This window comes from Streptomyces sp. NPDC097595, from assembly GCF_044761525.1.
GTDB classification, from domain to species: domain Bacteria; phylum Actinomycetota; class Actinomycetes; order Streptomycetales; family Streptomycetaceae; genus Streptomyces; species Streptomyces drozdowiczii_A.
The window spans coordinates 224756-250381 of sequence record NZ_JBIWCN010000006.1; the positions used below are offsets into that span (position 1 = coordinate 224756).

The window sequence follows — 25626 nt, forward strand, 5'->3', positions numbered from 1 at the left end:
TCAGCCCCGCTCCAGAACCAGCACCAACGCGGTCATCACCACATTGGCCGAAACACGCGTCCCGATCCGCACCCGATGCCCACCCACCGGAAGCCCGTTGATCCGGAGGCTGTACACCCCGCCACCCCGGTTCGTCATCGTCCGCATCGGACCGCCCTCCACCCCCGCGAAGACCGCGACCCGATCGTGCCCCGGCACATCCGCAGGAGCCGTAGCCCGGATCTCGTACGCCTCCCCCTCCACCAGAATCTCCGGCGCCTCCACCGAGAGCGGCACATCCTCGTCCTCCGACCCCCGGTGCACGGGCGGCTCCGGAGTGAGCGAGGCGTAGAGGCTCTGGCGGACCCCCTTGTTGTTCTGGAGGGAACCGTGCTTCTCCCACGGGGTGTACGCGTGCCGCCCCGCCCCCACCGCGCGGCTGGAGAGATCGGGCACCCGCCCGTCGCCCCCCTCGTCCACCCCGTCGATGGTGAGCAGAGCCCGCAGCGTCTCGCCCTCCACCCCGGCCGTCGTAGGCGTCGGCTGCCGCACCCCGCCCACCGGCACGTACTCCACCCCGTACCGCGCCCCCGCGCCGGACTCCCGCAGCTCCGCATGGAACAGGCCCGCGAGGCGCAGCAGCTCCCCATCCACCCCCGGCAGCCCCGTCACCTCACGCGCGTACCGCAGCCCCGAACCCCCGGCCGCCGCCAGGCACGCGTAATCCGGCGTGAGCTGGTGCAACGACGGCAGGCTCCGGGCGAACGGCGTGAGGTCGAGGCCGACCGGGCCGATCCCGTAACGCATCCCATTGACCAGGTACAGCAGCGCGTCCAGCGACCCCCGGTACGGCGTCCCCAGTGTGACCACGCGGCGCGTGACCTCCGCGCCCCCGCACTGCTCGACGTAGCTCCGGGTGACCAGGCCGCCCATGGAGTGGCAGAGGAAGACCACCTTCGCGTCCCGCCGGTCCGGCCGGGAGGCGCGCCAGCGGCCCAGCTCCTCGTCCACGCGCTCGGCCAGCCGCTCCGCGTTGTAGCGGCAGGAGAGCCGCCAGTCGTAGGCGAAGCCGACCAGGTTGGCGGAGATATCGGCCGCCTCGCCCGGGAGGCGGCGCTGGAGGGTGAAGTTGCCTTCCAGCCAGTTCAGCAGGCTGCTGTACCCGTCCACGGGCTTCCACACACCCGGCAGCGCGTGCACATCGGACATGAGCCCGGTGGGCCGTACGCCGTCGCCGGGGTGCTCGTCGCCCAGGCCGGCCGGGAGCGTCAGGCCCTTGACCGAGTTGCCGAAGGTGCGGATGCCCCGCACCAGGGCCCTCCCGGAGGCCGCCCAGACCTCGTGCCCGTCCGCGTCCGCGAGCGTGCTGCCGAGGATTCCCGGTACGACGACCACCAGGTCCTCGGCCCTGCTGCGCTGCGCCATATGACTGTCCCCCGTATCCACACCGCCGAATGAGGACAGCAGCGTAGATACGGGGGACGGGGTTCCGGGCCGGTCCGGACAAAATCGGCCGCGTCCGGATCTTCCGTGCGAAGAAGCGTCACGGAAAGCACCGCAGAAGGGCTACGGCAGCGCCAGCATCCGCTCCAGCGCCAGCTTCGCGTACTTCTCCGTCTCCGGGTCCACCACGATCCGGTTGACCTCCTTGCCCTCGGCCAGGGACTCCAGGGTCCAGACCAGGTGCGGCAGGTCGATGCGGTTCATCGTGGAGCAGAAGCAGACCGTCTTGTCGAGGAAGACGATCTCCTTGCCCTCGGGGGCGAAACGGTTCGCCAGGCGGCGGACCAGGTTCAGCTCGGTGCCGATCGCCCACTTCGAGCCGGCCGGGGCCGCCTCCAGGGCCTTGATGATGTACTCCGTCGAGCCGACGTAGTCCGCGGCCGCCACGACCTCGTGCTTGCACTCGGGGTGCACCAGCACGTTGACGCCGGGGATGCGCTCGCGCACGTCGTTGACGGAGTCGACCGAGAAGCGGCCGTGCACCGAGCAGTGGCCGCGCCACAGGATCATCTTCGCGTTCCGCAGCTCCTCGGCGGTCAGGCCGCCGTTCGGCTTGTGCGGGTTGTAGAGGACGCAGTCCTCCAGGGACATGCCCATGTCCCGCACGGCGGTGTTGCGGCCCAGGTGCTGGTCCGGCAGGAAGAGCACCTTGACTGCCGAGGGCTCCCCCTGCTCGAAGGCCCACTCCAGGGCGCGCTCGGCGTTGGACGAGGTGCAGATCGTGCCGCCGTGCCGGCCGGTGAACGCCTTGATGTCGGCGGAGGAGTTCATGTACGAGACGGGCACGACCTGCTCGGCGACACCCGCCTCGGTCAGCACGTCCCAGCACTCGGCGACCTGCTCGGCGGTGGCCATGTCGGCCATCGAGCAGCCCGCCGCCAGGTCCGGCAGCACGACCTTCTGGTCGTCGGTGGTGAGGATGTCCGCCGACTCGGCCATGAAGTGCACACCGCAGAAGACGATGTACTCCGCCTCCGGGCGGGCCGCGGCGTCCCGGGCGAGCTTGAAGGAGTCGCCGGTCACGTCGGCGAACTGGATGACCTCGTCGCGCTGGTAATGGTGACCCAGGACGAAGACCTTCTCGCCCAGCTTCTCCTTGGCCGCGCGGGCGCGGGCCACCAGGTCCGGGTCGGACGGGGAGGGCAGGTCGCCGGGGCACTCGACACCGCGCTCGCTCCTGGGGTCGGCGTCGCGGCCCAGCAGGAGCAGGGCGAGCGGCGTCGGCTGGACATCGAGATCCTGGACGGGGTGGGCCGTGGTCACGTCACGCACCCTTTCTTCTGCGGACTTCTCTGTGGAGAAAGCCTTTTCGTCTAATTGACGTTATCTATCATAGCCGCTTCACGTCACTTTGACGATGCCGAAAGCGTCAATGTGACGCATCCGCCCGCAGGACGGGTGTGCGAGCATGAAGGGAACAGGCAAGCGCTCGGCCCGGAATGAATCCGCGGCCCCGACGGTTGCAACGTCGGCAAGCAGTCTCCGTACAACCCGGGAGAGAAGCAGATGTCCGTATCGGACGAGACCACCACCGTGAGCGACGGCATCCTCCTGTCCGACGCCGCCGCAGCCAAGGTCAAGGCCCTGCTGGAGCAGGAAGGCCGTGAGGACCTGGCGCTTCGCGTCGCCGTCCAGCCCGGCGGCTGCTCGGGCCTGCGCTACCAGCTCTTCTTCGACGAGCGCTCCCTCGACGGTGACGTCGTCAAGGACTTCGACGGTGTGAAGGTCGTCACCGACCGCATGAGCGCCCCGTACCTGGGCGGCGCCTCGGTCGACTTCGTCGACACCATCGAGAAGCAGGGCTTCACCATCGACAACCCGAACGCCACGGGTTCCTGCGCCTGCGGCGACTCCTTCAGCTGAGTCGCACCACAGCGTCGAGGCGGCGGCCCCGGGACTTCGGTCCCGGGGCCGCTGCCGTTGTACGCAAGAGGGTGGCTCAGGCGCGCGGCACCAGGGAGCCGGATTCCGCGTCGACCACCTTCCGGCCGTCCAGCGGCCGTTCCAGCGTGACCGTACGGGTCAGCTCCTTCGCGATCATCACGCAGACCTTGCCCGGGTCCTTCTTCTCGGTCACGGTCACCCGGACCGTGTCCCCGTCCTCGCGCGCGCTCGCCGTGTACGTACTGCAGACACCGCCCCAGAACGTCACCGACAGCGTCCGCCCGTCCGCGCTGTACGACTGGACCGCCCGAGCCTTCGTCGTACCGTCGCCGTCCGGGGACGGGGACGTGCCCGGAACCGGCTCCCGCTTCAGGTACTCCGGGTCCACCGCCACCTGCGTGACCGTGTCACCGAGGCCACCGGCCGGCTGCACCGAGAAGATCCACGACGGTACGAGCAGCTGCTCGCCGCCCGCCGTGTGCACCGCCAGCCCGAAGACAGCCTTCTCCACCGTCACCGTCGTCGCGGGCCGCTCCGCACCGGTCTTCGCTCCGCAGCTGACCCCGTCCGACAGCGGGGCCGGTGAGGCGCACCCGCCGATCTCCCCGGCCGGAGGCTGAGCCGCGTTGAGCCGCTTCAGCGCATCGGCCGCGCCGATCACCGGATAGGCGTCGCCCTTCTCCAGGGCCTTCAGCTTTCCGGAGCCCCCGGTCACCTGACCGTCCGGGCCCACCTGGATGCCGGTCGCCCAGCCGTACGTGGGGAGCCCGTCCACCACCGGATCGGCGTTGACCACCCGGGCCGAGCCCATCAGCTGGTGCGCGTCGAGCGCCGCGTCGTCCTGGCCCGCCGCCTTCAGCACCGGCGCGGCGGCGGCCTTCGCGGTCTTCTCGTCCACCGGCTGCCCGGAACCGCCCGGGGCCACCGCGCAGACGGCCCCCTCCTTGCAGTTGTCCGTCCCGCCGGAGCCGTACCGGGTGAAGGTCCAGCTCCCCGGCGCCTGCTTGTTCACCCGCAGCACCGGACCCGAGCCGTCCCCGTCGGAGCCGACCTTCCAAGAGGTGGCCTCGGACTGCGGGGTGCCGGAAAGTCCGAGCGCCTTCGCCAGCCGGGTGACCTCGGCCGCCGTGACTGTGCCCCCGGCGCGTTGGACGGCGGCCTTCTCCGGCCCGTCCGGCAGCTTCCCGGACGCGCGGTAGACCAGCCGCCCGCCGTGCGGATCGGGCTCGCCGGGGGCGATGCCCTCGCGGGAGGGGGCGGTCGGCGTTCCGGCGTCGTCCAGGGCCAGGGGTGGGGGAGTGGAGCCCCCGCCGGACGCGGTGCTCGGCGTGTCGTCGCCGCCGTCCGCCGCGGTCGCGGCCCAGTACGCTCCGCCGCCACCGGCCAGCAGGACGGCGGCCGCCACGGAGGCCGCGACCAGCGGGGAACGCCGCCGGGTGGTCGTCACGTCGTTGTCGGGTCGCTCGGTGCTCACCGGATCGCTCCTTCGCCTGCATCGCCGTCGTGCGCCCGGCCGGCGCACGGCCCGCCGTGTGGGGCGGACAGGGCTGGGACGGATCAGCGAGGCAGCTGGTTCCCCTAGGGCCTCTCCTCCATCGCGTCGAGCAGGCGGGCCGAGGCGGGCGGCACGGTGACCCCGTGGATCAGGGCGGGCGCGACGCGGGTAGGGGTGACCCTCGTGGGGGCCACCCAGTGCGGAGCCATCCGTGCGCAGTCTCCGCGCAGCTCGGCCAGACCGGTCTCGGACTCGCGCGGGGCGATGTGGTTCGACATAACGGCACCGTAGGCACCACCGAGCCCGCGAAGAAAGCCCTACTATCGGGTAGTTTTTCCGCTTCGGGCCCGGCGGGAGCGGGTAGCGTGAACTGTCACGTCACCCCTGGGACGCGGACATCCGTTCCCCCTCGACCTCCGCAGGAGACGTCTCCCCGTGCGTATCGCAGTCACCGGCTCCATCGCCACCGACCACCTCATGACCTTCCCCGGCCGCTTCGCCGACCAGCTGGTCGCCGACCAGCTGCACACGGTCTCGCTCTCCTTCCTGGTCGACAACCTGGACGTACGCCGGGGAGGGGTCGCCGCCAACATCTGCTTCGGCATGGGCCTGCTCGGCACCAAGCCGATCCTGGTCGGCGCGGCCGGCTCCGACTTCGACGAGTACCGCGCCTGGCTCGACCGGCACGGCGTCGACACCAGCGCGGTGCGGATCTCCGAGGTCCTGCACACCGCCCGCTTCGTCTGCACCACGGACGCCGACCACAACCAGATCGGCTCCTTCTACACCGGCGCCATGAGCGAGGCCCGCCTCATCGAGCTCAAGGCCGTCGCCGACCGCGTGGGCGGCCTCGACCTGGTCTCCATCGGCGCCGACGACCCGGAGGGCATGCTCCGCCACACCGAGGAGTGCCGTACGCGCGGCATCCCGTTCGCCGCCGACTTCTCGCAGCAGATCGCCCGCATGGACGGTGACGAGATCCGCATCCTCCTCGACGGCGCCACGTACCTCTTCTCCAACGAGTACGAGAAGGGGCTCATCGAGTCCAAGACCGGCTGGACCGACGAGGAGATCCTCGGCAAGGTCGGCCACCGGGTCACCACGCTCGGCGCCCAGGGCGTGCGCATCGAGCGGGCCGGCGAGGAGCCGATCGAGGTCGGCTGCCCCGAGGAGAACGTCAAGGCCGACCCGACCGGCGTCGGCGACGCCTTCCGCGCCGGATTCCTCTCCGGTCTCGCCTGGGGCGTCGGCCTGGAGCGCGCCGCCCAGGTCGGCTGCATGCTCGCCACGCTCGTCATCGAGACCGTGGGCACCCAGGAGTACACCCTGCACCGCACCCACTTCATGGACCGCTTCACCAAGGCGTACGGCCACGAGGCCGCCGCCGAGGTCCACGCGCACCTCGCCTGAGCACCCCGTCAGGAGAGCCGGCGGACCACATAGGCCGCGCCCCGGTCCGCCGGCTCCTCGCCCACGTACTCCTGCTCGCGCATCGCGCACCACGCCGGGATGTCCAGCCGGGCCGCCTCGTCGTCGGAGAGCACCGTCACCGTGGCGCCCACCGGCACCTCTCCGATCACCTTTGCGAGCTCGATCACCGGGATCGGGCACCGCTTGCCCAGCGCGTCGACCACCAACGAGTCGTCCGGGGCGGGGGAGGGGACCGCGGCCACCGGTGCGCCCAGCTTCTCGCGGACCCCGGCGACCAGGCCCGGAAGCACCTCCAGGAAGCGGTCGACGTCCTCCTCCGAGGTGCCCCGGGGCAGCGACACGCGGACGTTCCCCTCCGACAGGACGCCCATCGCCTTGAGCACATGGCTCGGCGTCAGCGTGCTGCTCGTGCAGGACGAACCGGACGACACGGAGAAACCGGCCCGGTCCAGCTCGCCGAGCAGAGTCTCCCCATCGACATAGAGACAGGAGAAGGTCACCAGATGCGGCAGCCGCCGCACCGGATCGCCGACCACCTCCACATCGGGCACCAGTGCGGGCACCCGGGCCCGGATCCGGTCCACCAGCGCCCGCAGCCGGGCCCCCTCCGCGTCCGCCTCCGCCCGCACCGCGCGCAGGGACGCGGCGGCCGCGACGATCGCCGGCAGGTTCTCGAACCCCGGCGCCCGCCCTGACTCCCGCTCGTCCGCGGGCCCCTGGGGCGCGAACCGGACCCCCTTGCGCACCGCGAGCAGCCCGACCCCGGCCGGCCCGCCCCACTTGTGCGCGCTGCCCGCCAGCAGCGACCAGCCCTCCGACGCCGGGCCCCAGGCCAGCGACTGCGCGGCGTCCACAAGGAGCGGCACCCCGGCCGCCCGGCACAGCCCGGCCGCCTCGGCCACCGGCTGCTCGGTGCCCACCTCGTGGCTGGCGGACTGGAGGCAGGCGAGCGCGGTGTCCTCGGTGAGCGCCCGCCCGAACGTCTCCGCGTCCACCGCGCCGGTCCGTTCCACCGGGACCTGATGGACGGTGCCGCCCCGGTCCTCGTGGTCCGCCGCCGCGTGGAGGACCGACGAGTGTTCGACCGCCGACACCACCAGACGGCGTCCGACACGCCGACGCCCGGCGAGCGCGCCGGAAATTCCGGAATGCACCGCCCGGGTGCCCGAGGAGGTGAAGGTGAGCTCGTCGGGACGGCACCCGACCCCCTCGGCCGCCGCCTCCCGGGCCGCGTCGAGAAGCAGCCGGGCGCGGCGTCCCTCGCGGTACAGCCGGGCCGGATCGGCCCAGCCCTCGTCCAGCGCGGCAAGCAGCGCCTGGCGGGCGACGGGGTGCAGGGGGGCGGCGGACGCCGCGTCGAAGTAGGGCACCGGGTCACGCTAGCCCGGAGCGCCCCCGTCGCCCGCCACCGGCCGCGCCTCCCGTGGAGGGGCCGTCAGATGGCGGCCGGAGGCGCGAATTCCACCCCTTCGGGGAGTCGGGCGGCGCGTTGGGCACCCTCCCCGCGCGACCCCAAATAGCGTCCAGTAGGGTTTGGTCCGCATAAACATCCAAACCCCTGCCCGCACAGGGCCGGCGACCGACCAGCGAGACGGCCGCGGACCGTGCGGGCGAGACTCTCGGGAAGGCGCTACGTGAGTCCCAACGGCTCCGACCGCTCGTCGCGGCGCCCGATGCGGCGGAAGCTGCCGCAGGTGCTGACTGCGGGCCTGATCCTGGCGACCGCCACCGGTTGCACGTACAAGGACTTCCCCCGCCTTGGTATGCCCAAGCCGGTAACGGAAGAGGCCCCACGGATCCTTTCCCTCTGGCAGGGCTCGTGGGCGGCAGCGCTCGCCACGGGCGTCCTGGTCTGGGGCCTGATCCTGTGGAGCGTCATCTTCCACCGGCGCAGCCGCACCAAGGTGGAGGTACCTCCGCAGACCCGGTACAACATGCCCATCGAGGCGCTGTACACCGTGGTCCCCCTGATCATCGTCTCGGTGCTGTTCTACTTCACCGCCCGGGACGAGACGAAGCTCCTCACGCTCTCCCCGAAGCCCGCCCACACCATCAACGTGGTCGGCTACCAGTGGAGCTGGGGCTTCAACTACATCGAGAACGTGGACGGCTCCGCCGCCACGGGCAACGAGGTCCCCAAGGAGCTCGACGCCATCCCGAACAGGTTCCGCAAGGACTTCCCCAAGGGTGCGGACGGCGTCTACGACGTCGGCGTCCCGGGCGACAGGGACGCGGACACCGGTAACCCGGGTCCCACCCTGTGGCTGCCCAAGGGGGAGAAGGTCCGTTTCATCCTGACTTCCCGTGACGTCATCCACTCCTTCTGGGTGGTGCCGTTCCTCATGAAGCAGGACGTCATTCCGGGCCACACCAACGCCTTCGAGGTGACCCCCACCGAGGAGGGCACCTTCCTCGGCAAGTGCGCCGAGCTCTGCGGCGCCGACCACTCCCGGATGCTCTTCAACGTCAAGGTCGTCTCCCCGGCGCAGTACCAGGCGCACCTCAAGGAGCTGGCGAAGAAGGGCCAGACGGGTTACGTGCCGGCCGGTATCGAGCAGACTGACCCGGCCAGGAATGCGGAGACGAACAAACTGTGAGCATCCTCAACGAACCTCAGGGTGCCGCGGCAGCAGACGACTCGTACGAGGACGAGCTGCCGGTCCGGCGCAAGCAGCCGGGAAACGTCGTCATCAAGTGGCTGACCACCACTGACCACAAGACGATCGGCACGATGTACCTGGTCACATCGTTCGCCTTCTTCTGCATCGGCGGCCTGCTGGCGCTCTTCATGCGCGCCGAGCTGGCCCGGCCGGGCACGCAGATCATGTCGAACGAGCAGTTCAACCAGGCGTTCACGATGCACGGCACGATCATGCTGCTGATGTTCGCGACGCCGCTGTTCGCCGGTTTCGCGAACTGGATCATGCCGCTGCAGATCGGCGCGCCCGACGTGGCGTTCCCGCGGCTGAACATGTTCGCCTACTGGCTGTACCTCTTCGGCTCGATCATCGCGGTGGCCGGCTTCCTCACCCCGCAGGGTGCGGCGGACTTCGGCTGGTTCGCCTACTCCCCGCTCTCGGACGCCGTCCGTTCGCCGGGTGTCGGCGCCGACATGTGGATCATGGGTCTGGCCTTCTCCGGCTTCGGCACGATCCTCGGCTCGGTCAACTTCATCACCACGATCATCTGCATGCGCGCGCCCGGCATGACGATGTTCCGCATGCCGATCTTCGTCTGGAACGTCCTGCTGACCGGTGTTCTGGTCCTGCTGGCCTTCCCGGTCCTGGCGGCCGCGCTGTTCGCCCTGGAGGCGGACCGCAAGTTCGGTGCCCATGTATTCGACGCCGCCAACGGCGGCGCCTTGCTGTGGCAACACCTCTTCTGGTTCTTCGGCCATCCAGAGGTGTACATCATCGCCTTGCCGTTCTTCGGGATCATTTCGGAAGTGATCCCAGTGTTCAGCCGCAAGCCGATGTTCGGTTACATCGGCCTGGTGGCCGCGACGATCTCCATCGCCGGCCTCTCGGTGACCGTGTGGGCCCACCACATGTACGTCACCGGCGGAGTGCTCCTGCCGTTCTTCTCCTTCATGACGTTCCTCATCGCGGTACCCACCGGGGTGAAGTTCTTCAACTGGATCGGCACGATGTGGAAGGGCTCGTTGTCCTTCGAGACACCGATGCTCTGGGCGATCGGCTTCCTGATCACCTTCACCTTCGGTGGTCTGACCGGCGTCATCCTGGCCTCGCCGCCGATGGACTTCCACGTCTCCGACTCGTACTTCGTGGTCGCGCACTTCCACTACGTCGTCTTCGGCACCGTGGTGTTCGCGATGTTCTCCGGATTCCACTTCTGGTGGCCGAAGTTCACCGGCAAGATGCTGGACGAGCGGCTCGGCAAGATCACCTTCTGGACGCTGTTCATCGGCTTCCACGGCACGTTCCTGGTGCAGCACTGGCTGGGCGCGGAGGGCATGCCGCGGCGTTACGCGGACTACCTCGCCGCGGACGGCTTCACCGCGCTGAACACCATCTCGACGATCTCGTCGTTCCTGCTCGGCCTGTCGATCCTGCCGTTCTTCTACAACGTCTGGAAGACCGCCAAGTACGGCAAGAAGGTCGAGGTGGACGACCCGTGGGGCTACGGCCGCTCGCTGGAGTGGGCGACCTCCTGCCCGCCGCCGCGGCACAACTTCCTCACGCTGCCCCGTATCCGCTCCGAATCCCCGGCGTTCGACCTGCACCACCCGGAGATCACGGCGCTGGAGCAGCTGGACCACGCCTCCGAGGGTGACAAGGCCCTCGCCGGCGGCAAGGAGGCCGGCAAGTGAAGATCCAGGGCAAGATGTTCCTCGGCCTGGCGGTGTTCATCCTCGTCATGGCCATCACGTACGGCGTGTGGTCGAAGGAGCCGGTCGGCACCACCGCACTGGTTCTCGCGTTCGGCCTGAGCGTGATGATCGGCTTCTACCTGGCCTTCACGGCCCGGCGGGTCGACGCGATGGCGCAGGACAACAAGGAGGCCGACGTCGCGGACGAGGCCGGCGAGGTGGGGTTCTTCTCCCCGCACAGCTGGCAGCCGCTCTCGCTGGCGATCGGCGGTGCCTTCGCCTTCCTGGGCGTCGTCTTCGGCTGGTGGCTGCTGTTCTTCTCGGCGCCGCTCCTCCTGGTCGGCCTGTTCGGCTGGGTATTCGAGTACTACCGGGGTGAGAACCGCACCCAGTGAGACCGGTCCGCCGGTAGCACACCGCTCCACCTGACGGGGGGCCGACACTTCGACACGAAGTGGTCGGCCCCCCGTTTGCAGTCGTCCCGCGCGCTGAAACGGACGAATGTTCTTAGCGTGAGTCCATGAACCACACGCTGCGCATCCGTCCCGTAGTGAGCTGCACTCTGCTGGCCGCGACCTTGGTCGCCGGGGCGGCAGCCTGCGGGGATTCCGATGGTCACCCTCTGTCGGCCCAGCCGTTCGACGCGGCCGACGAGGTCTCCTTCAACACGCCCGACGGCGGCAAGAAGGTCGACCCCGACAAGCCCCTGGAGGTCCGGGTCGACGCCGACGACGGCCGGATCACCGACGTATCGGCCGTGGACGCCTCAGGACGCCATCTGGCGGGCGAACTCGACGCCGATGGACACCGGTGGCACTCCACCGCTCCGCTGGCCGCAGGGACCCGCTACACCGTCAAGGTCCGTATGGAGGACGACGACGGGGCACCCGGCACCCGCACGATGTCCTTCGACACCGCCAAGGCCACCAAGTTCCTTAAGGTCACCTTCGGCCCCCAGGCGGGCACCTACGGCGTCGGCCAGCCCCTCGTCGCCACGCTCAGCGCCCCCGTCACGGACAACGCCTCACGCGCCACCGTCGAACGCGGCCTGCGGGTCCGCTCCACGCCCTCGGTCACCGGCTCCTGGTACTGGGTCGACGACAAGACGCTGCACTACCGGCCCAAGGAGTACTGGCCGGCGAAGGCCGCCATCGAGGTCAGCTCCAACCTGACCGGGATAAAGGTCACCAACTCGCTCTACGGAGCACCCGCCAAGGCGTTGAAGATCACCACGGGGGACCGCATAGAGGCCATCACGGACGCCTCGGAGCACTCCATGACGGTGCTCCGCAACGGTGAGGTGATCAACACCATCCCAGTCACCACGGGCAAACCCGGGTTCGACACGCGCAACGGCGTCAAGGTCGTGCTCGGGAAGGAGCAGTACGTACGTATGCGCGGGGAATCCATCGGGATCGCCGCCGGGTCCTCCGACTCGTACGACCTCGACGTCTACTGGGCCACCCGGGTGACATGGAGCGGCGAATACGTGCACGCGGCGCCCTGGTCCACCGGCTCGCAGGGGTACGCCAACGTCAGCCACGGCTGCACCGGCATGAGCACCAGCGAGGCCGAGTGGTTCTTCAACACCGTGCGCGAGGGCGACATCGTCAGCGTCGTCGGCAGCGACGGCGAGACGATGACGCCCTTCGACAACGGCTACGGCGACTGGAACCTGTCCTGGGCCAAGTGGCAGAAGGGCAGCGCGCTGAACAACGACACCACCGCACCGAAGGTCGACAAGGTCAGCGCGGCGCGACTGCGCCCCCAGGTCTGACCGTGGGAACCGTCCGTGGGGGCTCAGGCCCCCACGGACAGCCGCGTACGCAGCAGGGCGGCCAGGGAGTCCGCGAACTCCACCGGCTCCACCGGCAGCGTCACCGCGGCGTCCGCACGGCTCCAGGTGGCCAGCCAGGCGTCCTGCGGGCGCCCGATGAGGACCAGGACCGGCGGGCAGCGGAAGATCTCGTCCTTGATCTGCCGGCAGACGCCCATACCGCCCGCCGGGGCGGTCTCGCCGTCCAGCACGCAGACGTCGATCCCCCCGTGCTCCAGGGCGTCCAGGACGGCGGGCAGGGTGGCGCACTCCAGGAACTCCACCGGTGGCACGTCCGCCGCGGGCCTGCGCCCTGCTGCCAGCCTCACCTGCTCACGGGTGTGCGCGTTGTCGCTGTAGACCAGGACCGTGGCGGTCGGCTGCATGGTTCCTCCGTGACATCCGTGTCTTCGGGGCACTCGGGGCCCCCGGGGAACGAGAGCCGTCCGATGCGCGGATCGTACTCCGCCCGACAGCGTGTCAGCACCGGTTCGCACCGGCCTTCCATGGGCCGTTCGGGCAGGACACACCCCTCTGACACACCGAACGGCACCCCCCGGAGTGAGGGCGGGATAAGCGACCGACATAATGTCGGTCGTGGCGACAGCAACGACAGTAGAAACCGGGCACGCGCACCCGTCGGTCAATCGGCCGAACCTCACCAGCGTCGGAACCATCATCTGGTTGAGCTCCGAGCTGATGTTCTTCGCGGCCCTCTTCGCGATGTACTTCACCCTGCGATCGGTGACCGGACCGGATCACTGGAAGGAAATGGCGTCCGCCCTGAACTTCCCGTTCTCGGCGACGAACACCACGATCCTGGTGCTCTCCTCACTCACCTGCCAGCTCGGCGTCTTCGCCGCGGAGCGGGGCGATGTGAAGAAGCTCCGTGCCTGGTTCGTGATCACTTTCGTGATGGGTTCGATCTTCATCGGAGGCCAGGTCTTCGAGTACACCGAGCTGGTGAAGAAGGACGGCCTCTCGCTGTCCTCCGACCCGTACGGCTCGGTGTTCTACCTGACCACCGGCTTCCACGGTCTGCATGTGACAGGCGGTCTCATCGCCTTCCTGCTCGTTCTGGGCAGGACATACGCGGCCAAGAGGTTCACCCATGAACAGGCGACCGCCGCCATCGTCGTGTCCTATTACTGGCACTTCGTCGATGTCGTGTGGATCGGCCTCTTCGCCACGATCTACATGATCAAGTAACCGGGCCCGAGCCCGAACCACATCCAGCATCGACGCAGAAGATCCTGACACCGGGGTAATCCGTGAAAAAGCTCTCCGCACGACGACGCCATCCGTTGGCGGCGGTCGTCGTACTACTCCTCGCGCTGGCGGCCACCGGGGGGCTGTACGCCGCGTTCGCGCCCGCGAGTAAGGCGCAGGCCGACGACACCGCCCAGTCCCTCGCCATCGACGAGGGCAAGAAGCTGTACTCCGTCGGTTGCGCCAGCTGCCACGGAACCGGCGGTCAGGGCACCTCCGACGGGCCTCAGCTTGTCGGCGTGGGCTCCGCCGCCGTGGACTTCCAGGTCGGTACGGGCCGTATGCCCGCGCAGCAGCCGGGCGCCCAGGTACCGAAGAAGAAGGTCATTTACAGCCAGGCCGAGATCGACCAGCTCGCGGCCTACATCGCTTCGCTCGGCGCCGGTCCGGTCGTCCCGACCAAGAGCCAGGTCAGCCCTGAGGGTGCGGACATCGCCAAGGGTGGCGACCTGTTCCGTACCAACTGCGCGCAGTGCCACAACTTCACCGGCAAGGGTGGCGCGCTGACGAACGGCAAGTACGCGCCGGACCTGGACGGCGTGGACCCGAAGCACATCTACGAGGCCATGCTGACCGGCCCGCAGAGCATGCCGTCCTTCCCCGACTCGACGATGCCCGAGCAGCAGAAGCGGGACATCATCGCCTACGTCAAGACCGTGAACGGCTCCGAAGCCGAGTCCCCCGGCGGCCTCGCTCTCGGTGGCCTGGGTCCGGTCAGCGAGGGTCTGTTCGGCTGGATCTTCGGTCTGGGCGGTCTGATCGCAGTTGCCATTTGGGTCGCGGCCCACACCGCTAAGGCCAAGAAGTCATGAGTAGCCAAGAGATTCCAGAAGAGAACCTGCCCGACGAGCAGGGCGCCGCGCACGGCGCGGTAGACAAGGCGCACGACGACCCGTTCGCCGACCCGGGGCTGCCGGCCCACAGGCCGCGCGTCCAGGACATCGACGAGCGGGCCGCGAAGCGCTCCGAGCGCGTCGTCGCGACCATGTTCCTGTTGTCCATGCTGGCGACGGTGGGCTTCATCGCCTCCTACGTCATCTTCCCGGTCGACAAGATCGTCTTCATCTTCCCGTTCGGTCATGTCAGCGCGCTCAACTTCTCCCTGGGTCTGACCCTGGGTCTGGCGCTCTTCCTGATCGGCGCGGGCGCCGTCCACTGGGCGCGCACCCTGATGTCCGACGTCGAGGTCGCCGACGACCGGCACGCCATCGAGGCGACGCCCGAGGTCAAGGCGAAGGTGCTGTCCGACTTCGCGGACGGCGCCCGGGAGTCCGCGCTCGGCCGGCGCAAGCTGATCCGCAACACGATGTTCGGCGCGCTGGCCCTGGTGCCGCTCTCCGGCGTGGTGCTGCTGCGCGACCTGGGTCCGCTGCCGGAGAAGAAGCTCCGCAAGACCCTGTGGGCCGAGGGCAAGCAGCTCGTCAACATGAACACGATGGAGCCGCTGCGTCCCGAGGACGTGGTCGTCGGTTCGCTGACCTTCGCCATGCCCGAGGGCCTGGAGGAGCACGACGAGGACTTCCAGACCCAGATCGCCAAGGCCGCCCTGATGATCATCCGCATCGAGCCGGACGACATCAAGGACAAGCGCGAGCGCGAGTGGGCGCACGAGGGCATCGTGGCCTTCTCGAAGATCTGCACGCACGTCGGCTGCCCGATCAGCCTGTACGAGCAGCAGACGCACCACGTGCTCTGCCCGTGCCACCAGTCCACCTTCGACCTCTCCGACGGCGCCCGCGTCATCTTCGGTCCGGCCGGCCACGCCCTCCCGCAGCTGCGGATCGGCGTGAACAGCGAGGGCAACCTCCAGGCGCTCGGTGACTTCGAAGAGCCCGTCGGTCCTGCATTCTGGGAGCGCGGATGAGTACTGCGACGAACACACCCGGCGCAGCGGCGCCGGGCAACCGCAAGGCGCCCGCCGGTGAGCGGGTGGCCGACTGGGCCGACGGCCGGCTGGGGATCTACTCCCTCGCCAAGGCCAACATGCGCAAGATCTTCCCGGACCACTGGTCCTTCATGCTCGGTGAGATCTGCCTCTACAGCTTCATCATCATCATCCTCACGGGTGTGTATCTGACGCTGTTCTTCCACCCGAGCATGAACGAGGTCGTCTACCACGGCCCGTACGAGCCCATGCAGGGCATCCGGATGTCGGAGGCGTACGCCTCGACGCTGAACATCAGCTTCGACGTCCGCGGTGGTCTGCTGGTCCGGCAGATCCACCACTGGGCCGCGGTCATCTTCCTGGCCGGCATGTTCGTGCACATGATGCGCGTCTTCTTCACCGGCGCGTACCGCAAGCCGCGCGAGATCAACTGGCTCTTCGGCTTCCTGCTGTTCGTCCTCGGCATGTTCACCGGTTTCACCGGTTACTCGCTGCCGGACGACCTGCTCTCCGGTACCGGTGTCCGCTTCACCCAGGGCGCGATCCTGTCGACGCCGATCGTCGGTACGTACATCTCGATGTTCCTGTTCGGCGGGGAGTTCCCCGGCGGCGACATCATCGCGAGGTTCTACTCGATCCACATCCTGCTGCTGCCGGGCATCATGCTCGGGCTCGTGGTCGGCCACCTGATCCTGGTCTTCTACCACAAGCACACCCAGTTCGCGGGTCCCGGACGGACCAACAAGAACGTCGTCGGCATGCCCCTGCTGCCGGTGTACATGGCGAAGGCCGGCGGGTTCTTCTTCCTGGTCTTCGGCTTCATCGCGATCATCGCGGCGATCGCCTCGATCAACCCGATCTGGGCCATCGGCCCGTACCGCCCCGACCAGGTGTCCACGGGCGCCCAGCCGGACTGGTACATGGGCTTCGCCGAAGGCTTCGTCCGTGTGATGCCGGGCTGGGAGATCAACCTCTGGGGCCACACGCTGGTCCTGGGTGTCTTCATCCCGCTCGTCCTGTTCGGTGTGGTGCTCGGTGCGCTGGCCATGTGGCCGTTCATCGAGTCCTGGATCACCGGCGACAAGCGCGAGCACCACATCCTGGACAAGCCGCGCAACGCGCCGACCCGGACGGCCCTCGGTGTCGCCTGGGTGACGATCTACTTCGTCATGCTGATCGGCGGCGGCAACGACATCTGGGCGACGCACTTCAGCCTCTCGCTCAACTCGATCAGCTGGTTCGTCCGTATCGCCTTCTTCGTCGGCCCGGTCATCGCGTTCGTCGCGACCCGGCGGATCTGCCTCGGCCTCCAGCGCCGCGACAAGGAGAAGGTGCTGCACGGCCGCGAGTCGGGTCTCATCAAGCGCCTGCCGCACGGTGAGTTCGTCGAGGTCCACGAGCCGCTGTCGCCGGAGGCCCGGTACGCGCTCACCGCGCACGAGCAGTACCAGCCGCTCGAGATCGGCCCGACGGTCGACGAGAACGGTGTCGAGCGCAAGGTCTCCAGGATCACCAAGGTCCGGGCGCGGCTCAGCAAGAGCCTGTACGGCGAGGACACCCAGATCGCCAAGCCCACCGCCGAGGAGTACAAGGAGATCACCAGCGGCCACGGCCACCACTGATCACCCGTTCTGATCGCCACGGCGAGAGCCCCGTCCATTCGATGGACGGGGCTCTTTGCCGTCCCCCGGGGCTCGATAGGGTGGAGCCGATCCCTTATCGGCTGTGGACCCCAGGAGCGGACCATGAACGTTGTGACCCCGGACGGCGGCGACAGCGTGGCGGCCTTCTCCTGGCCCGGCGTGCTGACCCCCCTGCTGCGCGGCGAGGACCTGAGCTCCGACGCCACCGCCTGGGCCATGGACCGCATCATGAGCGGCGAGGCGACCGATGTGCAGATCGCCGGATTCGCGGTCGCCCTGCGCGCCAAGGGCGAGACGGTCACCGAGGTCTCCGGTCTGGTCCGCGCGATGTACGAGCACGCCACGACCATCGAGGTGCCCGGCCGCACCGTCGACATCGTCGGTACCGGCGGCGACATGGCCAAGACCGTCAACATCTCCACGATGTCCGCGATCGTCGTGGCCGGCACCGGCGCGAAGGTCGTCAAGCACGGCAGCCGCGCCTCCTCCTCGGCCAGCGGCTCGTCCGACGTGCTCGGGAAGCTCGGCGTCAACCTGGAGCTGGCCCCCCGGCGCGTCGTGGAGGTGGCCGAGGAGGCGGGCATCACCTTCTGCTTCGCGGTGAAGTTCCACCCCGCCCTGCGCCACGCGGCCAAGGCGCGTGCGGAGCTGGGCGCGCCCACCACGTTCAACATCCTGGGCCCGCTCACCAACCCGGCCCGGGTGCGCTCCCAGGCGATCGGGGTGGCCGATCTGCGCATGGCCCCCATCGTCGCGGGCGTCCTCGCCGAGCGCGGCAACTCCGCCCTGGTCTTCCGGGGCGACGACGGCCTGGACGAGCTCACCACCACGGCGACCTCGCGGGTCTGGGTGGCCCGGGACGGCGTGGTCCGCGAGGAGACCTTCGACCCGCGCGACGTGGGCGTCGAGCTGGTCCCGGTGGAGGCGCTGCGCGGCGCCGACGCCTCGTACAACGCGGATGTGGCGCGCCGGCTGCTGGCCGGGGAGACCGGTCCGGTACGGGACGCCGTGCTGCTCAACTCGGCGGCGGCGCTGGTCGCGCTGGACCCGGGCGATGCGCCGCTCACCGAGCAGATCCGGGCCGGTATGGCGAAGGCCGCCGAGTCCATCGACTCGGGTGCGGCCGGGCGGGCGCTGGAGAGATGGGTCGTCGCCAGCAACGCGTGAGCGCAGCGAGGTGAGCCGGGGCGCAGTCCGTATCGCGGACTGCGCCTTGCGCGTTCCCGTACGTGTGGCAAGATGCTGCGCAGGTCATGAGTGACAGCGACTACGGCCCCGGCCCGCTGTCCGGCAACCCTCCGTCCGTGGCGGGGTGCCCCGGGTGAAGACCAGGCCGCAGGCAGCGAGGTCTGCGGCAAGCGCGGACCCCTCGACGTCGCGTGACGTCCACCCGTGGGGTCCTTGGTCCTCAGGGAGCCTCTTGTGAGCAAGCGAATGCGTTAGGGCCCGAGGCCCTTCTCCGCACACCCCTCTTTCTTTCACTCCGTGCTGCCGCGCCTCTGTCGGCACGCGGAATTCGCCTGCCTGTTACGGGAGTTCGCCATGTCTGTCTTCACCGCTGCCGCCGACCAGTCGCTTTGTGCCCCGCTGCCGGTTCTGGGCGAGGATGTCCTCGTCCCGCTGGTCACCGGCGGGGAGGTCGGCTACGCGGCGCTGGACTACGCGGCGAGCGCCCCGGCGCTGAAGCGGGTCTGGGACGACGTCGCCGCGTACGCCCCGTACTACGGCAGCGTGCACCGGGGCGCCGGGTACCTCTCGCAGCTGTCCACGGATCTCTTCGAGTCGAGCCGGGCCACCGTGGCGGAGTTCCTGGGCTGCCGTCCCGAGGACCAGGTGGTCTTCACCCGGTCCACCACGGACTCGCTGAACCTGCTGGCCGCCGCGCTGCCCGCCGACTGCCAGGTCTTCGTCTTCGAGACCGAGCACCACGCCTCGCTGCTGCCCTGGCGCGACGCCCGCGTCACCTACCTGAACGCCCCGCGCACCCCCGCCCAGGCCGTCGCCACTCTGGAGCGCGCCCTCGCCGAGCGTGACCCCCACGGCCCCGCGCTGGTCTGTGTCACCGGCGCCTCCAACGTCACCGGCGAGCTGTGGCCCGTACGGGAGCTGGCCGCCGCCGCGCACGCCCATGGCGCCCGGATCGTCCTGGACGCAGCCCAGCTCGCCCCGCACCACCCCGTGGACATCGCCGAGCTGGACGTGGACTGGGTCGCCTTCTCCGGGCACAAGCTGTACGCCCCGTTCGGCTCGGGCGTCCTGGCCGGCCGGGCCGACTGGCTGCGCGAGGCCGAGCCGTACCTGGCCGGCGGCGGCGCGTCCCGCACGGTGGCCCGGCGCGTGGACGGCGGCGTGGACGTCGAGTGGCACACCACGGCCGCCCGGCACGAGGCAGGCTCGCCCAACGTCATCGGCGTCTACTCCATCGCCTCCGCCTGCAAGGCGCTCACCGAGGCCGGATTCGACCAGTTGGTCGCCCGCGAGCAGCACCTCGTCGGCGAGGTCCTGACGGGGCTCGCCGAGGTCCCCGAGGTGAAGGTGCTCTCGCTGTTCGGCGACGACGCGCCGAGGGTCGGCGTGATCTCGTTCGTGGTGGAGGGCTGGAACAGCTCCCACTTCGCCGCCGCGCTCTCCGCCGAGTACGGCATCGGGGTGCGCGACGGCCTCTTCTGCGCCCACCCCCTCGTACGCACCCTGCTCGGCAGCGACCCGGGCGAGGCGGGGGAGTGCGGTGCGCCGGAGGCGGAGCCGGGGGAGCGGTCCCTGAACGCGATCCGGGTCAGCTTCGGCGCCGGGACCCCGGACGAGCACGTCGAGCGCTTCCTGCGCGCGGTGCGGGAGCTGGTGAGCGACGGGGCACGCTGGAAGTACCGCACCGAGGACGGCCGTTGCGTGCCGGACCGGGGCGCCGCCCAGATCTGAGGGCCGGGCGGCGCGGCCTGATCCAAAAGGAAAAGACCCTACGCGTCGAGGCCGATGGAGAACGCGGCTTCCAGGTCGTGCTGGGAGTACGTGCGGAAGGCCACGTGGGTGTCGGTCCCCTCGACGCCCGGGATCTTGCTGATCCGGCCGGGGATGACCTCGGCCAGGTCGTCGTGCTTGGCCACCCGGACCATGGCGATCAGGTCGTAGGTGCCGGTGACCGAGAAGACCTCGCTGACGCTGTCCAGCGCGGCGATGGCCTCGGCGATCTCGGGAATCCGGTCCACGCTGGTTTTGATGAGCACGATCGCGGTGATCACGGCTGTGTTTCTCCCTCGGTGGCCGTGGCTGGAGACTTCACTCTAGGGCCTTTGGTGTCGCGCCTGTAGCGGCCCCAGGCGTACAGGAAGCCGGTCGCGAAGCCGACGACGTGGGCCAGGTACGCCACGCCCGGGCCGCTGCCCGCGCCCTCGGCGGCCAGCCACTGGAGCACGAACCAGAAGATCAGCACCACCCACGCGGGGAAGCGCAGCGGCAGGAACAGCAGGAACGGGAAGACGCTGGTCACGCGGGCCCGGGGGAAGAGGTAGAGGAACGCCCCGAGCACCGCCGAGATCGCCCCCGAGGCACCGACGAGCGTCTGGTCGGACGTGGCGTGCGCGGCGGCGTACGCGAGCAACGCCAGATAGCCGCAGCCCAGGTAGAAGAGGGCGAACTCGGTGTGCCCCATGCGTTCCTCGGCCATCGCGCCGAACACGTACAGGAACAGCATGTTCCCCAGCAGGTGCAGCCAGCTGCCGTGCACGAACAGCGCGGTGAACGGGGTGAGCAGGGCGTGCGCCGAGCCGTCCCACAGCTCGTTCGGGATCACGCCCCACCGTTCGAAGTAACCGGCCTGGGCGGCGAGCAGCGCGTCGGCCCCGCCGCGCACCGGGACGAAGCCGGAGAGCGGGCTGATCACGAAGACCGCGCAGCACAGGGCGATGAGGGCGTACGTCACCGGTGGCCCGCCCGAAGTGGCCGCCCGAAGGAGCCTGCCCGCGGCGGCCCGCCGATCGATCATGAACAGAGCATGACGCAAACGGAGCGAACGGGACAGACCGCCTCGCCGTGCCGGGCGGATGCGCCGAGGCCGTAGGGTGACAGGTGGACATCCGCAGTTCGACGGCGCACCGCGAGACCCTTGTCCGGCAGCTCACGGCTCGACGAAAGAGGACGCACGATGACGACCGTTCCCCAGCCGACCGACACGACCCGCTGGCGCTGCACGCTCTGCGGGAACCTCACACGGTTCGACGTGACGCGGTCCTCGAAGGTCGTGGAGTACGTGCACCTCGACCTGGCCGGTGAGTCGAGCGTCGAGGAACGCGAGGTGGTCAGTGAGACCATCGAGTCGGTCCGTTGTCGTTGGTGCAACGCGGTGGACCAGATCGAGCTCGTCGACAGGCCGGGTGCCGACTCCTGACGGGGCCGTGCGGAGACAACACAATGGGGTGACGGATGGTGGAGCAGCCCGAGGGCGGCGCCGCGTCGGCCGACGGGGCCGATGACGCCGTGGAGGCGCTCGACCGCCCGCTGCCCGAAGGGGTACGGCGCCGGGTCGTCGCGCTGGTCTCCGACGCGTTCGGCGGACTCACGGTCGCCGAACTGCCCGCCCAGCTGAGGCAGTACGCCCGCTTCACGGCCTCCCGGCGCGCCAAGTTCGCCGGGAACGCGATGGCGGCCGCCGTGGCGAACGACGACCGGTTCCGCCGCCGCATCGCCGACCGGCTCCGGGAGGCCCAGCCGGAGCTGGCGGGTGCCCTGGAGTCCGGCGCGCCGCCCGCCGCCGCCGACCCGGTGGACGTGGCGGCGGCGGCGTATGTGCTGCGCCCGGACGGCTGGGTGAAGCTGGTCGCGGCGGCCGGCGAGGAGGTCCAGCGCGCGGACGCCGAGCGGGCCGGCGAGGAGAGCCGGCGCGAAGTGGCGCGGCTGCGCGAGGAGCTGGCCGAGGCGCGGGCCCACACGAAGAGCGAGACGGAACGGCTCCGCGCCGAACTGGACGCCGCCCGCAAGGAGGCGGACCCCCTCCAGCGCAAGCTGCGCAGCGCGCTCAGCGAGGTCAAGCGCGGTGAGGCGGCGCTGCGCAGGGCCAAGGCCGAGACCGAGACCGTACGCGCCGAGGCGGCCGCCCAGGTGTCCGCCGCCGAGAGCGAGACCCGGCGGCTGCGGGCGCGGCTCGGGGAGGCGGAGGCGTCCGTCGAGGCGAGTCGCAGGGCGGCCCGGGAGGGGCGCTCGGTCGAGGACATGCGGCTGCGGCTGCTGCTCGACACGGTGCTCGAAGCGGCCGGCGGGCTGCGGCGCGAACTGGCGCTGCCGCCCTCCTCGATCCGCCCTGCGGACAGTGTGGACGCGGTGGAGCCCGGCCGGATGTCGCCCAAGGACATCGCGGCCAGGGCCCTTTCGGAGACCGACCCGGCGCTCCTCGACCAGCTCCTGGCGCTGCCGCAGGCCCATCTGATCGTGGACGGCTACAACGTCACCAAGACGGGTTATCCGCAGATGCCGTTGGAGAAGCAGCGGCTGCGGCTGCTCGGCGGGCTCTCGGTCCTCGCGGCCCGTACGGGCGCGGAGATGACGTGTGTGTTCGACGGGGCGGAGCTGGCCGCCCCGGTGCTCCTCGCGCCGCCGCGCGGGGTGCGGGTGCTGTTCAGCAAGCCGGGGGTCACCGCCGACGAGCTGATCCGCCAACTGGCGCGCGCGGAGCCGCCGGGACGGCCCGTGGTGGTGGTCTCCACCGACCGCGAGGTGGCCGACGGAGTGGCGAAGGCGGGGGCCAGGCCCGTTGCGTCCGCCTTGCTCCTGAAGCGGCTTTCGCGGGTTTAGCGCCGCTTGCGGGGAGTTCGACCGAGATCAGGGAACGGACCGTCAAGTCACCGCTACACGCCGTGGGGTGTGGGTAAAGAAGTGCCGTGTGTGACGAGATTTTTCCTGTGAGGATTTGAACTGATCACAAGATGGTCACTAGGGTCGGGCCTCGAACCTTCGCGCGGTCGATCACCCACCCGGGGTGACGGCGAAGGAACCGCCGAGTCCGTGACGTGCACGGAGCCGGGGATCCACTCCCCCACAGATCCGGTAGGCGGCTCGAGGAAGAAGGAGCTCGCCTTCGTGGCGTCCCACCGTCGTCCCAAGCAGCCGAGCCGCACACGTGTGACCGTGCTCACCGCGACCGCAGCCGCGGCCGTCGCCCTGTCCTCCCAGGCCGCTCACGCCGACCCCAAGCCGACCAAGAACGAGGTCAAGGCGAAGGTCGACAAGCTCTATGAGGAGGCCGGAGCGGCCACCGAGCAGTACAACGGGGCCAAGGAGAAGCAGGAGAAGCTCGAGAAGCAGATCGGCGCGATCCAGGACAAGGTGGCCCGCGGCCAGGAGGAGCTCAACCAGCTCCGATCCGGCCTCGGTTCCCTCGCCGCCGCGCAGTACCGCTCCGGAGGCATCGACCCCTCCGTGCAGCTCTTCCTCTCCTCCGACCCGGACAGCTTCCTCGACCAGGCGTCCGCGCTCGACCAGCTGACGGCCAAGCAGACCGAGGCCCTGTCGAAGGTCCAGGAGAAGCAGCGGGTCCTCGCGCAGCAGCGCAAGGAGGCCCAGGACAAGCTGAGCGACCTCGCCGCCGTGCGCAAGACGCTCGGTGAGAAGAAGAAGAACCAGCAGGAGAAGCTGGCAGAGGCGCGCCAACTGCTCAACACCCTCACCGCCGCCGAGCGCGAGAAGCTCCGCCAGGACGAGGCGCGCGCGAGCCGTGCCGCCGGCACCCGGGTCGAGCTCGGCAACGAGGTCCCCGCCTCCGGTCTCGGGAAGGCCGCCCTCAACGCCGCCGCCACCCGCATAGGCAAGCCGTACGTCCCGGCGGCCACCGGTCCCAACTCGTTCGACTGCTCGGGCCTGACCATGTGGGCTTACGCCCAGGCCGGCGTCAACATCACCCGCACCACGTACACCCAGGTCAACCAGGGGCACCGGATCGGCGTCAGCCAGCTGGCCCCCGGCGACCTGGTCTTCTTCAACGGCAACGAGCACGTCGGCCTCTACGCGGGCAACGGTCAGGTCCTGCACGCCCCGTACCCCGGCGCGTACGTCCGCTACGAATCGATGAGCACCATCGGCAGCATCTACGCCGCCGTGCGCATCTGAACCGCGCCCGAACGGGCGAATTCCCGCGCCCCGTACTGACGCCCGCCCCGCCGGAGACCACAGGTCACCGGCGGGGCGTCACTGTGTGTGGCCCCCGCCGGTCCGGCGCGTCTTTGTCCGCTCCGTGATCACGCGGTTACTGTCTGCCTGCTGTCACGGCTCCCGTACGTCGGTCCGCCCGCCCGGGCGGCAGGGACCGCGCACGTCTGCGGACAGCGGAAGGGAGTGCGGCGTCCTGTGGGATCCCATCGCCGTTCCACACCACCCGGTACCGGCCGCGGTGCCCGGGCCACCGTCCTGACGGCGGCGGCCGCGACCGCGGCCGCGACGCTCGGCGCCGCCACCGCGCACGCCGAGCCGCAGGACACCCCGCAGTCCGCCGGGGCCCGCGTCGACCGCCTCTACGCCGAGGCCGAGCGCGCCACCGAGCAGTACAACCGGGCCGGCGAGGACGTGACCCGGCTGCGCGGCGAGTTCAGCCGGGCCCAGGACCGGGCCGCCCGGGGCCAGGAACGCATCAACCGGATGCGCGAGGAGCTGGGCTCCGCGGCCCGGGCGGAGTACCGGGCAGGCGGCATCGACCCCTCGCTGGCCCTGCTGCTCACCTCGGACCCCGACAGCTACCTCGACCGGGCCTCCGCCGTCACCCTGGCCGACGCCCACCGGGCCACCGCCCTCGCCGAACTGCGCAAGGCCCAGCGGGCGCTCGCCCAGACCCGGGCCGAGGCCGCCCGCTCGCTGGCCGGCCTGGAGCGCCGCCGGGAGGCCGTCAGCCGCCACAAGCGGACCGTCGAGGGCAAGCTCGCCCGCGCCAGGCAGCTGCTGAAGGCGCTGCCGGCCTCCGAGCGGGCCGCCCTCGCCCGCGCCTCGCGCGACGGCCGCGACCCGGGCGCCGGGCTCCTGGCCGGGCTCCCCGCAGGCTCGTCCCGCGCCGCCGGGGCCGTCCTCGCCGTGCAGCAGGCGCTCGGCCGGCCCTACGTGTGGGGCGCCAACGGGCCCTCCGGCTTCGACTGCTCCGGTCTGATGCAGTGGGCCTGGGCCCAGGCCGGGGTGAGCCTGCCCCGGACCTCGCAGGCCCAGCGGTACGCCGGCCACCTGGTGCCGCTCTCCGAGGCCCGCCCCGGAGACCTCGTCGCCTACCGGGCGGACGCCAGCCACATCGCGATGTACGTCGGGAACGGCCAGGTCATCCATGCCCCGTACCCGGGCGCCCCGGTCCGCTACGACCCCGTCGGGATGATGCCCGTCTCCTCGGTCACCCGGGTCTGAGCCCGGCCACAGCCCGTACGCTCGTCA

24 protein-coding genes and 1 riboswitch are annotated in these 25626 nt (G+C 70.1%); of the genes, 16 read left to right on the plus strand and 8 right to left on the minus strand.

What is annotated here, in order from left to right; genetic code table 11:
- Positions 1–1404 carry a hypothetical protein gene (locus ACIQZN_RS12455; protein ID WP_403991376.1) on the minus strand — a complete coding sequence of 468 codons (1404 nt, stop codon included), beginning with the start codon at positions 1402–1404 and terminating at the stop codon, positions 1–3.
- 141 nt (positions 1405–1545) lie between these two features.
- Complete coding sequence (gene nadA / locus ACIQZN_RS12460; protein ID WP_403991379.1) at positions 1546–2754, minus strand: quinolinate synthase NadA; 1209 nt, start codon at positions 2752–2754, stop codon at positions 1546–1548.
- A 234-nt stretch (positions 2755–2988) separates the two neighbouring features.
- Between nadA and ACIQZN_RS12465 the strand changes: the two genes are divergently transcribed.
- A complete protein-coding gene (locus tag ACIQZN_RS12465) occupies positions 2989–3345 on the plus strand; it encodes an iron-sulfur cluster assembly accessory protein (protein ID WP_018555456.1) in 357 nt (118 codons plus the stop codon).
- 76 nt (positions 3346–3421) lie between these two features.
- Here the strand turns inward: ACIQZN_RS12465 and ACIQZN_RS12470 are convergent, their stop codons facing one another.
- Both ACIQZN_RS12470 and ACIQZN_RS12475 read right to left on the minus strand, forming a co-directional pair.
- Complete coding sequence (locus ACIQZN_RS12470; protein ID WP_403991382.1) at positions 3422–4840, minus strand: hypothetical protein; 1419 nt, start codon at positions 4838–4840, stop codon at positions 3422–3424.
- A 104-nt stretch (positions 4841–4944) separates the two neighbouring features.
- Positions 4945–5139, minus strand: coding sequence for a hypothetical protein (locus ACIQZN_RS12475; protein WP_403991384.1), 195 nt, complete (start codon positions 5137–5139; stop codon positions 4945–4947).
- Positions 5140–5296: 157 nt separating this feature from the next.
- On the opposite strand from ACIQZN_RS12475, the gene ACIQZN_RS12480 reads away from it, so the two are divergent.
- Positions 5297–6271: a carbohydrate kinase family protein gene (locus tag ACIQZN_RS12480; RefSeq protein ID WP_383748898.1), complete on the plus strand. Its 975-nt coding sequence runs from the start codon at positions 5297–5299 to the stop codon at positions 6269–6271.
- An 8-nt stretch (positions 6272–6279) separates the two neighbouring features.
- Here the strand turns inward: ACIQZN_RS12480 and ACIQZN_RS12485 are convergent, their stop codons facing one another.
- Positions 6280–7662 carry a cysteine desulfurase/sulfurtransferase TusA family protein gene (locus ACIQZN_RS12485; RefSeq protein ID WP_403991387.1) on the minus strand — a complete coding sequence of 461 codons (1383 nt, stop codon included), beginning with the start codon at positions 7660–7662 and terminating at the stop codon, positions 6280–6282.
- Positions 7663–7926: 264 nt separating this feature from the next.
- Here ACIQZN_RS12485 and coxB point away from each other — a divergent pair, with 264 nt between their 5' ends.
- The 4 genes from coxB (at position 7927) to ACIQZN_RS12505 (ending at position 12399) form a co-directional block, all read left to right on the plus strand.
- Positions 7927–8889, plus strand: coding sequence for a cytochrome c oxidase subunit II (gene coxB / locus ACIQZN_RS12490; RefSeq protein WP_403991390.1), 963 nt, complete (start codon positions 7927–7929; stop codon positions 8887–8889).
- Positions 8886–10622, plus strand: coding sequence for a cytochrome c oxidase subunit I (gene ctaD / locus ACIQZN_RS12495; protein WP_403991393.1), 1737 nt, complete (start codon positions 8886–8888; stop codon positions 10620–10622). Before coxB ends, ctaD begins: the two co-directional genes overlap by 4 nt.
- Entirely contained in the window at positions 10619–11017 is a 399-nt protein-coding gene (locus ACIQZN_RS12500) for a cytochrome c oxidase subunit 4 (protein ID WP_403991396.1), read from the plus strand. The genes ctaD and ACIQZN_RS12500 overlap by 4 nt, the downstream gene beginning before the upstream one ends.
- A gap of 125 nt (positions 11018–11142) precedes the next feature.
- Complete coding sequence (locus ACIQZN_RS12505) at positions 11143–12399, plus strand: Ig-like domain-containing protein (protein ID WP_403991399.1); 1257 nt, start codon at positions 11143–11145, stop codon at positions 12397–12399.
- 23 nt (positions 12400–12422) lie between these two features.
- On the opposite strand, the gene ACIQZN_RS12510 is transcribed toward ACIQZN_RS12505, so the two are convergent.
- Entirely contained in the window at positions 12423–12824 is a 402-nt protein-coding gene (locus ACIQZN_RS12510) for a hypothetical protein (RefSeq protein ID WP_073968138.1), read from the minus strand.
- 202 nt (positions 12825–13026) lie between these two features.
- Between ACIQZN_RS12510 and ACIQZN_RS12515 the strand changes: the two genes are divergently transcribed.
- The 6 genes from ACIQZN_RS12515 to ACIQZN_RS12540 all read left to right on the plus strand — a co-directional run bounded on the left by ACIQZN_RS12515 (position 13027) and on the right by ACIQZN_RS12540 (position 20154).
- On the plus strand, positions 13027–13647 hold the full coding sequence (locus tag ACIQZN_RS12515; RefSeq protein WP_164399455.1) for a heme-copper oxidase subunit III: 621 nt from the start codon (positions 13027–13029) through the stop codon (positions 13645–13647).
- 62 nt (positions 13648–13709) lie between these two features.
- Positions 13710–14519 carry a c-type cytochrome gene (locus ACIQZN_RS12520; protein ID WP_403991404.1) on the plus strand — a complete coding sequence of 270 codons (810 nt, stop codon included), beginning with the start codon at positions 13710–13712 and terminating at the stop codon, positions 14517–14519.
- The gene (locus ACIQZN_RS12525; protein ID WP_403991407.1) at positions 14516–15571 is read left to right on the plus strand and encodes a Rieske 2Fe-2S domain-containing protein; all 1056 of its coding nucleotides are present in this window, start codon (positions 14516–14518) and stop codon (positions 15569–15571) included. Before ACIQZN_RS12520 ends, ACIQZN_RS12525 begins: the two co-directional genes overlap by 4 nt.
- Positions 15568–17214: a cytochrome bc complex cytochrome b subunit gene (locus tag ACIQZN_RS12530; protein ID WP_403991410.1), complete on the plus strand. Its 1647-nt coding sequence runs from the start codon at positions 15568–15570 to the stop codon at positions 17212–17214. Before ACIQZN_RS12525 ends, ACIQZN_RS12530 begins: the two co-directional genes overlap by 4 nt.
- A gap of 123 nt (positions 17215–17337) precedes the next feature.
- Positions 17338–18402, plus strand: coding sequence for an anthranilate phosphoribosyltransferase (gene trpD / locus ACIQZN_RS12535; protein ID WP_403991413.1), 1065 nt, complete (start codon positions 17338–17340; stop codon positions 18400–18402).
- 82 nt (positions 18403–18484) lie between these two features.
- Positions 18485–18602, plus strand: a riboswitch (SAM riboswitch).
- A gap of 175 nt (positions 18603–18777) precedes the next feature.
- Positions 18778–20154 carry an aminotransferase class V-fold PLP-dependent enzyme gene (locus ACIQZN_RS12540; RefSeq protein WP_403991416.1) on the plus strand — a complete coding sequence of 459 codons (1377 nt, stop codon included), beginning with the start codon at positions 18778–18780 and terminating at the stop codon, positions 20152–20154.
- A gap of 38 nt (positions 20155–20192) precedes the next feature.
- On the opposite strand, the gene ACIQZN_RS12545 is transcribed toward ACIQZN_RS12540, so the two are convergent.
- The gene (locus ACIQZN_RS12545) at positions 20193–20474 is read right to left on the minus strand and encodes an Lrp/AsnC family transcriptional regulator (RefSeq protein ID WP_018104396.1); all 282 of its coding nucleotides are present in this window, start codon (positions 20472–20474) and stop codon (positions 20193–20195) included.
- Positions 20471–21217, minus strand: coding sequence for a rhomboid family intramembrane serine protease (locus ACIQZN_RS12550; RefSeq protein WP_403991419.1), 747 nt, complete (start codon positions 21215–21217; stop codon positions 20471–20473). The genes ACIQZN_RS12545 and ACIQZN_RS12550 overlap by 4 nt, the downstream gene beginning before the upstream one ends.
- A 159-nt stretch (positions 21218–21376) precedes the next feature.
- Here ACIQZN_RS12550 and ACIQZN_RS12555 point away from each other — a divergent pair, with 159 nt between their 5' ends.
- The 4 genes from ACIQZN_RS12555 (at position 21377) to ACIQZN_RS12570 (ending at position 25599) form a co-directional block, all read left to right on the plus strand.
- Positions 21377–21619 carry a hypothetical protein gene (locus tag ACIQZN_RS12555; protein WP_018104398.1) on the plus strand — a complete coding sequence of 81 codons (243 nt, stop codon included), beginning with the start codon at positions 21377–21379 and terminating at the stop codon, positions 21617–21619.
- A gap of 38 nt (positions 21620–21657) precedes the next feature.
- A complete protein-coding gene (locus ACIQZN_RS12560) occupies positions 21658–23019 on the plus strand; it encodes an NYN domain-containing protein (protein WP_403991636.1) in 1362 nt (453 codons plus the stop codon).
- Between the two features lie 285 nt (positions 23020–23304).
- Positions 23305–24330, plus strand: coding sequence for an NlpC/P60 family protein (locus ACIQZN_RS12565; RefSeq protein ID WP_403991422.1), 1026 nt, complete (start codon positions 23305–23307; stop codon positions 24328–24330).
- A 237-nt stretch (positions 24331–24567) separates the two neighbouring features.
- Positions 24568–25599 carry an NlpC/P60 family protein gene (locus ACIQZN_RS12570; RefSeq protein WP_403991425.1) on the plus strand — a complete coding sequence of 344 codons (1032 nt, stop codon included), beginning with the start codon at positions 24568–24570 and terminating at the stop codon, positions 25597–25599.
- Positions 25600–25626 lie beyond the last annotated feature (27 nt).

Bases quoted from the DNA above. Each gene is read 5' to 3' on its own strand.
- ACIQZN_RS12555 (WP_018104398.1), top strand. From the start codon at position 21,377: ATGACGACCGTTCCCCAGCCGACCGACACGACCCGCTGGCGCTGCACG.
- trpD (WP_403991413.1), top strand. From the start codon at position 17,338: ATGAACGTTGTGACCCCGGACGGCGGCGACAGCGTGGCGGCCTTCTCC.
- ACIQZN_RS12465 (WP_018555456.1), top strand. From the start codon at position 2,989: ATGTCCGTATCGGACGAGACCACCACCGTGAGCGACGGCATCCTCCTG.
- ACIQZN_RS12530 (WP_403991410.1), top strand. From the start codon at position 15,568: ATGAGTACTGCGACGAACACACCCGGCGCAGCGGCGCCGGGCAACCGC.
- ACIQZN_RS12455 (WP_403991376.1), bottom strand. From the start codon at position 1,404: ATGGCGCAGCGCAGCAGGGCCGAGGACCTGGTGGTCGTCGTACCGGGA.
- ACIQZN_RS12515 (WP_164399455.1), top strand. From the start codon at position 13,027: ATGTCGGTCGTGGCGACAGCAACGACAGTAGAAACCGGGCACGCGCAC.
- ACIQZN_RS12550 (WP_403991419.1), bottom strand. From the start codon at position 21,217: ATGATCGATCGGCGGGCCGCCGCGGGCAGGCTCCTTCGGGCGGCCACT.
- ACIQZN_RS12475 (WP_403991384.1), bottom strand. From the start codon at position 5,139: ATGTCGAACCACATCGCCCCGCGCGAGTCCGAGACCGGTCTGGCCGAG.
- ACIQZN_RS12525 (WP_403991407.1), top strand. From the start codon at position 14,516: ATGAGTAGCCAAGAGATTCCAGAAGAGAACCTGCCCGACGAGCAGGGC.
- ACIQZN_RS12540 (WP_403991416.1), top strand. From the start codon at position 18,778: ATGTCTGTCTTCACCGCTGCCGCCGACCAGTCGCTTTGTGCCCCGCTG.
- ACIQZN_RS12505 (WP_403991399.1), top strand. From the start codon at position 11,143: ATGAACCACACGCTGCGCATCCGTCCCGTAGTGAGCTGCACTCTGCTG.
- ACIQZN_RS12510 (WP_073968138.1), bottom strand. From the start codon at position 12,824: ATGCAGCCGACCGCCACGGTCCTGGTCTACAGCGACAACGCGCACACC.